General features: G+C 63.1%; 3 protein-coding genes. All 3 read left to right on the plus strand.

The window, feature by feature from the left end; translation table 11 throughout:
* Nucleotides 1-409 precede the first annotated feature (409 nt).
* Nucleotides 410-1348, plus strand: coding sequence for an IS110 family transposase (locus Q0S16_RS08440; protein ID WP_295847001.1), 939 nt, complete (start codon nucleotides 410-412; stop codon nucleotides 1346-1348).
* A 268-nt stretch (nucleotides 1349-1616) separates the two neighbouring features.
* The gene (locus Q0S16_RS08445) at nucleotides 1617-2816 is read left to right on the plus strand and encodes an aminotransferase class V-fold PLP-dependent enzyme (RefSeq protein WP_295846996.1); all 1200 of its coding nucleotides are present in this window, start codon (nucleotides 1617-1619) and stop codon (nucleotides 2814-2816) included.
* Between the two features lie 101 nt (nucleotides 2817-2917).
* Nucleotides 2918-3214: enoyl-CoA hydratase-related protein (locus Q0S16_RS08450; RefSeq protein ID WP_295846999.1), on the plus strand; the 297-nt coding region annotated here is incomplete at its 3' end.

A 3214-nucleotide genomic window follows, 5' to 3' on the forward strand; every position in this document is an offset into this window, starting at 1 on the left:
TGGCGGTCACCGTCCGGGCCCACTACGGGGCTCTGCCTTGAATGGCTGGACGGGACAGCGAAAGGCGGGCGAAATCCCGCCGGAGTGTCCTCTTCGGAGGTCACGTGCTGGCCCGGAAGAACGGTCCCCCAACCCAAAATCACCGCGGTGGCGCGCTGACAGGCGCCGCGGTTCGTCGTGAGGCGGATCGCGTCCCAACCACCTACCCAACGCGCCTGTTGGCGCGCCGCCTTGTAACTTGAAAATCGCCAGATCTGCTAGGATCGGCGATGCGGTGGCAGGCGGGAGACCGACTAGCCTGAGGGACACCAAGCCCGTAGGGGAGCAAGGGTCTTCGCCTGCCGTTCCATCGAACCCGAACAGTCGCTTGGGCCGCTCAGCGAGCCCGCTTGCGCAAGGATGGGATCAGATGGACGCGATTTATGTTGGCATCGATGTGTCGAAGGATCGACTGGACGTGGCAGTGCGTCCAACTGGCGAGAGTTTTGCGGTCGCCCGCAATGGCGCCGGGATCGACGAACTGATCGAACGACTCGTGGCGATCTCGCCACGGCTGGTGGCCATCGAGGCCACCGGCGGCTTCGAGACGATTGTTGCGGCGGGCCTTGCCGGCGCTGGCCTGCCGGTGGTGGTGGTTAATCCGGCGCAGGTGCGCGCCTTTGCCAATGCTCTCGGCAAGCGCGCCAAGACCGATCCGATCGATGCCGCGGTGATCGCGCATTTTGCGGAGGCGACCAAACCTCAATTGCGCCAGCTCCCTGATGAGATGACGCGATTGCTCGCCGACCTGGTAGCTCGCCGGCGCCAGATCGTTGAGATGATCGCAGCAGAAAGCCAGCGCGCACGCCGCGTCAGCAATCCGCGGTTGAAGAAGAGCATGGCCCGGTTGCACAAGGCGCTGGAGAAAGAACTGTCCGAACTGGATAGCGATATCGGCGACCACGTGCGGGGCACGCCGGCCTGGGCGGAGAAGGAAGAACTGCTGGCATCGGTCCCCGGCATCGGGCCGACCATTGCCCGCAGTCTGATCGCCGAAATGCCTGAACTGGGAACGCTTGATCGGCGTCAGATCGCAGCGCTCGCAGGTCTGGCGCCATGGACCCGGCAGTCCGGCCAATGGCGCGGGAAGAGCTTCATCGGCGGTGGCCGGGCAAGCGTCCGCCGCGTGTTGTTTATGGGCGCAATGGTGGCTGCCCGCTTCAACCCGACGCTCAAACTGTTCCGCGACAAACTCGTTGCCGCCGGCAAGCCGAAGCTCGTGGCTATCATCGCGGTTGCCCGCAAGCTGCTCACCATCCTCAACGCCATCCTGCGAGATAAAGCCCCATGGCAGCCAAAAAACGCTTGAACGGAAAGACAGTCGCTCCCCTCGTGTCTGGAGGGGAGATCTGCTCATACCTCGGACGCCTCGGCGCCGCGAGAACGCCAGAGGCTGGCTGTTTGACCTTTGCAATGAAAATCCCGTTTGTGCTGCGGTGCACCCGGGCAAGATAAGCAAAGCTGATGGCTGCCCCATTTTTTTCTTGGAGTATTTGGTATACCAGCCGCGGGACAGGGCGATCGAAAAGTGATATCCGGACCCCGCCTATAAAATATCATCCTGGGAAGGACGACCCATGACTGTGCACACCGGACGGCATTTTCTGCAGATTCCTGGACCGACCAACGTGCCCGACCGGGTGCTGCGGGCGATGGACATGCCGACGCTCGACCATCGCGGCCCCGAATTCGCCGAACTCGGCTTCAACGTGCTGGCCGGTTCGCAGCGTATCTTCAAGACCAAACAGCCGGTCATCATCTACCCGGCCTCGGGCACCGGCGCGTGGGAAGCCGCCATCGTCAACACGCTGTCGCCCGGCGACCGGGTGTTGATGGCGGAAACCGGACAGTTCGCGGCGCTGTGGCGCAACATGGCGGAGAAATTCAAGCTCGACATCGAGTTGGTTCCCGGCGACTGGCGCCATGGCGCCGATCTGGTGCAGATCGAGGCCCGGCTGCAGGCTGACAAGGCGCACGCCATCAAGGCCGTGATGGTGGTCCACAACGAGACCTCGACCGGCTGCGTCACTTATCCCCAGGAAGTCCGCCAGGCGATGGACCGCGCCAGCCATCCGGCGCTGCTGATGGTCGATACCGTGTCCGGCATCGGCTCGCTGGAATACGAACATGACGCCTGGGGCATCGATGTCACCGTGGCCGGCTCGCAGAAGGGCCTGATGTTGCCGCCCGGCCTCGGCTTCAATGTCATCTCCGACAAGGCGCTGGCCGCGTCGAAGGCCAATAGCGCGTTCCGCTCTTACTGGGACTGGCAGGAGGTCATCAACGCCAACAAGCTCGGCTCCTGGCCCTACACGCCCGCCACCAACGTGTTGTACGGGCTGAAGGAAGCCATCGCGATGCTGGAGGAAGAGGGGCTCGACAACGTGTTCGCGCGCCATAAGCGCCATGCCGCCGCGGCACGGGCCGCCACCAAGGCCTGGGGCCTCGAAACCGTCTGCCAGGATGCGCACAATCATTCGCCGGCACTGACCGCCGTGATGATGCCGGAAGGCCACGATGCCGATGCCTTCCGCAAGATCGTGCTGGAGAATTTCGACATGTCGCTGGGAACGGGTCTGGCGAAATGGAAGGGCAAGATCTTCCGCATCGGCCATATCGGCCATTTCAACGATCTGATGCTGATGGGCACGCTGGCCGGCGTCGAGATGGGTCTCGATCTGGCCAAGGTTCCGCATCGCGCCGGTGGTGTGTTGGCGGCGATGGAAGTGCTGAAGGGCCGCGACATCGTGCAGATGCCGAAGGCGGCCGTCGCCTGAGCCATGCGTTTCAGCTCTAACAATCGACCGGAGGCTGGAGCATAATCGCTCCAGCCTTTTCAACATGTTGCGGCGGAGTGCTGCACGAGAGGAAAAATTGCATGGACGCCCCGGCACCCACCGAAGACCTGATCTATTCCGTCGAGGACGGCATTGCTCGCATCACCTTCAATCGCCCGCAGGCGCGCAACGCGATGACCTTCGCGATGTATGAGCGGATGGCGGAAATCTGCGAAGCCGCCAATACCGATCGCACGATCAAGGCGATCATCCTGACCGGCAGCGGCGACAAGGCGTTTGCCTCGGGCACCGATATCAGCCAGTTCCGCGCCTTCAAGACCGCGCAGGATGCGCTCGACTACGAGGCCCGCATCGACCGCGTGCTGACGTCGCTGGAA

The organism is Tardiphaga sp. (assembly GCF_025356345.1).
Lineage (GTDB): Bacteria > Pseudomonadota > Alphaproteobacteria > Rhizobiales > Xanthobacteraceae > Tardiphaga.